Here is a 6,000-nt window from a genome sequence, read left to right on the forward strand (position 1 = left end):
TGGCTGGAAGCGAATCACGAAATCGGCTTCCGATGCTGGGATAGATGACCTGGCAACGCTGTGTTGTATTACGACGATCCAGTTCGCCTATCGTGATGATCAGCTCGAGAACGGCCGTCTCGGAATGTGGACGAACAACTTTCGGCTCCCCAGACGGGAGTACGATCCAGCCATCGTCGATTGGGCCTTTGCACTCCTCAAAGCGGGTGAGCAACCGGAGGGACGCAACATCTCAGTTCGAACCTTCGATCCGACCTCGGATGGCACAGACGAAGGATTCTTTGAACGGTTCTTCGGAACTGAAGAGGAAGACACACTGTTCGAAGAGTGGCTTGTCGAGTTCGAAACAGACGTCCACGAACGAACAGAATACCTTCGGGAGCAAGAATGACAGACTACCAGTTCGAAGAGGGTGATCGCGTCCGAGTCGATATCCCGGATAAGATGGACCCGGACTACACCCGCCTCCACGGACGACACGGCGAAATCATCGCTATCTTGGAGGATGACGCCGGCACCGTCACGGGCGATACTCGTGATGCTGTGCTGTATCGTGTTCAACTCGAGGATGGAACGAAAACTGATGTCCGGTGGCGGGATCTCCGGCCACTCTGAGAGATCGTTCTGATGTGATTCCGGAAGTTTCCAGAAGCCTGGGTTTTCCACAAAACAATCGCGTTACACCACCGGGATGGCCGCAGACCAATGTGCTAATCGAACCGTTTCCGGAAGCAACCCGGTCACGTTTTTAGTACTAGCCAGAAAACCAGTCTATCAGAATCAAATGATCCGCGATGCTCGCGTTCTCCGCGCCGGGTTCGTCCCTCGGGAAGTTGAGCATCGCGACGCCGAAGTCAACCACCTCTCTAGCGTCCTTGAGCCCATCACGAACGGTGAACCCGCCGACACGGCCATCGTCACTGGACCCAGCGGCGCCGGCAAAACCTGCATCTCGAAGTTCGTTACCGAACGACTTCGAGAAGAGGTCCTCGACGTCGAGACGACCTACGTCAACTGCTGGCGCAACTACACCCGATTCCGGACGCTCTATCAAATCCTCGACGACCTCGGCGCCACAATCGACATCCACCGGCAGTCGACGCCCCACGACGAACTCGTCGACCGCCTCCAGCAGCACGATGGCCCGCGAACGGTCGTCATCCTCGACAAGCTACTATGATGGGTCTGGTGCTGCAATCGATCATATGACGATACCTCCAACTCCGATGACGATGAAGACGCCCGCGATCAGCGTCGGAAACGCTGCACGTCGAAGACGTTTACTCGCGAATCGTCCCGGTGAGCGATCGGTTATTACGAGATCACCTGTGAGGACAACCTCGTTCTGTCTCCGTTCGGTAGGCCCCGCAACGAGATACTCTTCACCGGGATCAATCCGACGTTCGACGTAGCGACGGGTGCCGAGTCCAGGGAGGATCTGAATCCATTTGGCAACCGGTTCGAGATCGTCCCTCACGTCGACGAACCGTTGGATTCGTTCTGACGGAGTCTCATTCGCGCCAAGCGTGACGACCGTCGATTCCGTATCGAGCGCGAACCGCTTCGAGGACGGTACGACGTCAAGACCGCCACGAGGTCCGTCAAGGGTGAACGGACGTGTCGCGACGCCATCGTCGAGGTGGGCCTGAAACCACGGGATACCTATCCCGAACGGTTGTCGTTCGGTGACTTCGAACTCAAAGCCGAGACATCGAGATCCCGTGAACGGCGCTGAGAGCGTCTCTCCGGATTCGTTCGCTACACCACGACAGACAGAGAACGACTCGTCGTCGGTGATGGTACTCGGGTCCTGAACGGAGGCAGAGAGGACTCTCGGGACGACCGTAAGCGGCCGGAGACCATACCAGCCGATGGCGAGGCCAAGGGTGATGAATCCGAGCCCCACGACTGTGAGTATCATTACTCCAAAAGTCGTTGAGCGTTCGACGAATCAGGTGGGTTTCCCGGAGCGATCCACGGCAAGAGCGACGGACCGTCTCGGGTACACATACGGTGGAGGGATCTCGTATGGAGGGACCTCATAGGAGCCAGTTCTACCGGGGACTTCAAAGGGCTTCCCCTGATTGTAGTGCGGGTGGTTTACGCGACATATTGGAGCTGTGTCGTGAGTGCTTCGAGTTCAGCCGCTTCATCAATGGTAGAGAGCCACAGATCTGGAAGCGTCGATCATACCACGAGGTTGTTGCTGGGGAGGGGTATATCTGGGGCCTACCCGACCCTTCAGTCTGCAGGTTGAGCGTCAGTAGGTGGAGTCCCTACTGGGAGCTCGGGGAGAGACAGGTCGACACGCCGGAGCAATTGCGCGTTGATGGCGACGATGACCGTACTCAGCGACATCAGGAGCGCACCGACGGCGGGTGACAGCAGAATCCCGATCGGTGCCAACACGCCTGCTGCAAGCGGAATCGCGAAGACGTTATACCCGGCCGCCCACACGATGTTCTCCTGCATCTTCCGGTAGCTCGCCTTGCTGAGCTTCACGAGTCGCACCACGTCCATCGGATTGTTCTGAACGAGGATGACGTCGGCTGACTGGACCGCGACGTCAGTTCCGCTTCCGATCGCGATTCCGACATCGGCCCGCGTCAACGCCGGCGCATCATTAACACCGTCGCCGACCATCCCCACGAGCTTCCCTTGGTCCTGGAGTTCCTGGACTTTCACGTCCTTATCTTCGGGGAGGACCTCCGCGAACACCGTGTCGATACCCAGTTCGTCGGCAACAGCGTCGGCGACGTCCTGGGAGTCTCCAGTCAGCATCGCTACCTCGATGCCCAGATCGTGGAGGGCGTCGACGACACGGAAACTTTCCTCGCGGATCACGTCGGCCATCGCGAACGCTGCGATCAACTCTCCGTCACGAACGAGATACACCACCGTCTGGGCGTTCTGTCCGGCTTGGTCAGCGAAGCGCTGGAGATGGTCGGGTATCTCGCTATCGAGTTGTGTCAACAGGTTCGGCCCGCCGACGTACACCTCGTTTCCGTCGACGTTCGCGCGAACTCCTCGCCCTTTGATCGCCTCGAAGTCGGTCGCGTCAGGAGTAGTTAAGTCTCGCTCGTCGGCGGCCTCGCGGATCGCTCGGGCGATCATATGTTCGGAGTCGCTCTCGACGGCCGCCGCCAGCGCGAGCACATCGTCCTCGTCGACGCCGTCGACGGTCGCCAAATCTACGACGCCATGTTCACCTTCGGTGAGCGTCCCTGTTTTGTCGAAGATGATCGCGTCCAGGTTCCGTGCGTCCTCCATCGCGATGCGGTCGCGAACGAGCATCCCGTTGCGAGCAGCGAGCGACGTGTTGATCGCGACGACCAGAGGGATTGCGAGTCCAAGGGCGTGTGGGCAAGCAATGACGAGCACCGTGACCACGCGCTCGATGACGGTCGCGTCGAACGAGACCGCGAACGTCCATGCGATTGCAGTCACGACTGCCGCCCCAAGGGCCACGTAGAACAGCCAGCCGGCCGCGCGGTCGGCCAGCACCTGCGTCTTGGACTTGCTCTGTTGGGCTTCCTCGACGAGGCGCATAATGCCCGCGAGCGTCGTCTCCTCGCCGGTCGCACCGACGCGCACGCGGAGACTCCCGTCGCCGTTGATGGTGCCGCCAATGACCTCGTCACCGGGTTCCTTCGAAACCGGCTTCGATTCGCCCGTGATCATGGACTCGTTGACGTCGGAGTCTCCCTCTTCGACGACGCCGTCAGCAGGGACACTCGCACCCGGCCGGACGAGTACGAGGTCGCCCTCGGAGAGTTCACTCACCGGGACCTCCTCAGTGTCGCCGCCGTCGGTAATCCGCTCGGCGGTGTCCGGCATCAGCTTCGCCAGTTCGTCGACCGCACTCGAGGCCCGTCGCACCGACCGCATCTCGATCCAGTGCCCCAGCAGCATAATGTCGATCAGGGTGACGAGTTCCCAGAAGAACGCCGACTGCGTCGGGAAGACCACGCTCGCGAGGCTGTAGACGAACGCGACGGTGATCGCCATCGAGATGAGCGTCATCATCCCCGGCGACCGATCTTTCAGTTCCGGTACCGCCATCTGGAGGAACGGCATCCCACCGTACGCGAAGACGATGACCGCGAAGACGGGGTTGATCCACTCGCTGCCCGGGAACGCGGGGACGGAGAACCCGAGCCACTCCTGCAGCATTTCGCTGTATAGCAGGACTGGGATCGACAGGAGCGTCGAGACGAAGAAGCGCCGGCGGAACATCTGCTCGTGGCCCTCGTGCATCCCGCCATGCCCCTCACCGTGGCCCTCATGGGAACCGTGGTCGTGTCCTTCGCCCTCGTGTCCAGCGTGCTCGTGCTGCTCGTCGAGCACTGTCTCACTCTCCGCAGCAGGGTGTGCCTCTTCTTCCAGTAGCTCCTGTTCTACCCGCTGCTCGTCCGACTCGGCGTCCGATTCATCCTGCTCGCCGTGTTCGTGCTGGTGACTGCTGTCGTCCTGCTGGTGTTCCCCTCCAGGGGGATTCTCATTTGTATCTTTGTGGTGGTCCATAGCCCATATTCTCTGTAGAGGTGGATCCGCTGGCCCCATGAATCTTCCCCACTGAACTGTACAGCAGGACCAGCGTAGCGAAGCTTCAAAGACAACGGTTGGCCGTTGTCTCGGAGTGGTCCGCGCGATTCTCAGGCGTAAGCGGTGTACCCGGCGTCTTCGACGGCCTCCACGAGAGCTGTGACATTTGCCTCACCATCGACGCTCGCCTGTTCGCTCTCCCTGTCGACGGTCACGTCAGTCACGCCGGATACCTCTTCGAGGGCCTCTTCGACCGTCTGCTCACAGTGACCGCACGTCATGCCTTCCACGATGATCGTCGTCGTCATACAGGGATACACACGGCCTCCTCTCTTTAGCGGATTTCCCCTTCGATCATACTGATATCGTGGGGCTCAAACTTTAGATTCAAAGTGATACCTGCGGCCGTAACGAACTAGACATCGGATGCGGCAGGTGTCAATAGCGAGGAGGCTCAAGTATCGTTGTGACGCTCCCTGTACGTCTTCGCCGCTAAAAAGACATAGAGTGCGCCGATAGCCCGAATGCCCAAGCGGAATCGCTCGTTCCATTCTATCGACTCTGGACGCTCGTACAGGAACGCGGTGGCAAATCTCTGATACAGGTCGGGAAATAAGAGGACTATCGCGCCGAACACGCCGGTAAGATTCATCAGCAACGCGTATGCTCGCCCGTTAAAGAGTGAAAGCGCAGCTATCAGAACACCCTCCGACCGGACTGCTGGACGTATCCACCCTCTCACTGTTCCCTCGTCTGGATTCGAAATCGCGAGTTTCTCGAAGAGCTCGACGATTTCGTCCGGGAACAGCGCTGAGATAGCGCCGAGGACACCGACGAGTGTTCGAATCATACGATATGGTACGACCGATATGGATATAACTCCCACTGCGACGCTACACTATCGAGAACGAGGGGAGTCCGAACAGTAGCGGCTTCGAACCGGGCACGACGCGCAGAGGCCGCTTGTCGAATGGGCGTCCTGAATCCTTATGGATTCGGGGCATACAGGGCGTAGAGGATAGACAGCATCCCGGCTGCGGTGACGAGTGCTGCGACGAATCCTGCTTCGAAGATCGACACCTGGAGGAGTTCGAAGAGGACGCCTTCAAGGAGGCCGCCAAGCCCGACCAATGCGAAGCCGGCGGCGACGTACAGGAGTAACTGCGTGTGATGTCGTTGGTACCCGCGATAGGCCTGATATGCGATGACCAGTGCTAACGCGGTCGTGAACAGTTTGCCGATGACGAATAGCGTGTGTTCCATAAGTCAGTCTCCCCGCATCTCCTCGAAGATGGTCGTAATCCGGTCGGCGGGGTCCGCCCGGACATCGATCTGGACATCGAAGCCCTCTGCCTGGAGGAGGACTTCAATACGTTCGAGACGAGCCTCGTACTCGCTGTAGTGCCGTCCTCCGGGGTCGACGTGCGTATACTCTTCGAGGAGGCCCTGCTCGAC

General features: G+C 59.3%; 7 protein-coding genes and 2 pseudogenes. 3 read left to right on the forward strand and 6 right to left on the reverse strand.

What is annotated here, in order from left to right; all coding sequences use genetic code 11:
- Positions 1-124: 124 nt before the first annotated feature.
- The 3 genes and pseudogenes from ACP99_RS20785 to ACP99_RS04660 form a co-directional block, all read left to right on the forward strand.
- Complete coding sequence (locus ACP99_RS20785) at positions 125-391, forward strand: hypothetical protein (protein WP_231554213.1); 267 nt, start codon at positions 125-127, stop codon at positions 389-391.
- Positions 388-615 (forward strand): hypothetical protein, encoded by a 228-nt coding sequence (locus ACP99_RS04655; protein ID WP_049985485.1) that lies wholly within the window; start codon positions 388-390, stop codon positions 613-615. The genes ACP99_RS20785 and ACP99_RS04655 overlap by 4 nt, the downstream gene beginning before the upstream one ends.
- Positions 616-784: 169 nt before the next feature.
- Positions 785-1,174: pseudogene (locus ACP99_RS04660) on the forward strand (AAA family ATPase); the annotation flags it as partial.
- A 27-nt stretch (positions 1,175-1,201) separates the two neighbouring features.
- Here ACP99_RS04660 and ACP99_RS04665 read toward each other — a convergent pair.
- The 6 genes and pseudogenes from ACP99_RS04665 to ACP99_RS04690 all read right to left on the reverse strand — a co-directional run.
- Positions 1,202-1,921 carry a hypothetical protein gene (locus ACP99_RS04665; RefSeq protein WP_049985486.1) on the reverse strand — a complete coding sequence of 240 codons (720 nt, stop codon included), beginning with the start codon at positions 1,919-1,921 and terminating at the stop codon, positions 1,202-1,204.
- Between the two features lie 320 nt (positions 1,922-2,241).
- Positions 2,242-4,524, reverse strand: a complete 2,283-nt coding sequence (locus tag ACP99_RS04670) for a heavy metal translocating P-type ATPase (RefSeq protein ID WP_049985487.1) — start codon at positions 4,522-4,524, stop codon at positions 2,242-2,244.
- A gap of 131 nt (positions 4,525-4,655) precedes the next feature.
- Entirely contained in the window at positions 4,656-4,853 is a 198-nt protein-coding gene (locus ACP99_RS04675; RefSeq protein WP_004594582.1) for a heavy-metal-associated domain-containing protein, read from the reverse strand.
- A 146-nt stretch (positions 4,854-4,999) separates the two neighbouring features.
- Complete coding sequence (locus ACP99_RS04680) at positions 5,000-5,395, reverse strand: hypothetical protein (protein ID WP_004594583.1); 396 nt, start codon at positions 5,393-5,395, stop codon at positions 5,000-5,002.
- Positions 5,396-5,532: 137 nt separating this feature from the next.
- A complete protein-coding gene (locus ACP99_RS04685) occupies positions 5,533-5,808 on the reverse strand; it encodes a DUF7521 family protein (RefSeq protein ID WP_004515576.1) in 276 nt (91 codons plus the stop codon).
- Between the two features lie 3 nt (positions 5,809-5,811).
- Positions 5,812-6,000: pseudogene (locus ACP99_RS04690) on the reverse strand (ArsR family transcriptional regulator); the annotation flags it as partial.

Source organism: Halobellus rufus, from assembly GCF_000739575.1.
GTDB lineage: Archaea > Halobacteriota > Halobacteria > Halobacteriales > Haloferacaceae > Haloquadratum > Haloquadratum rufum.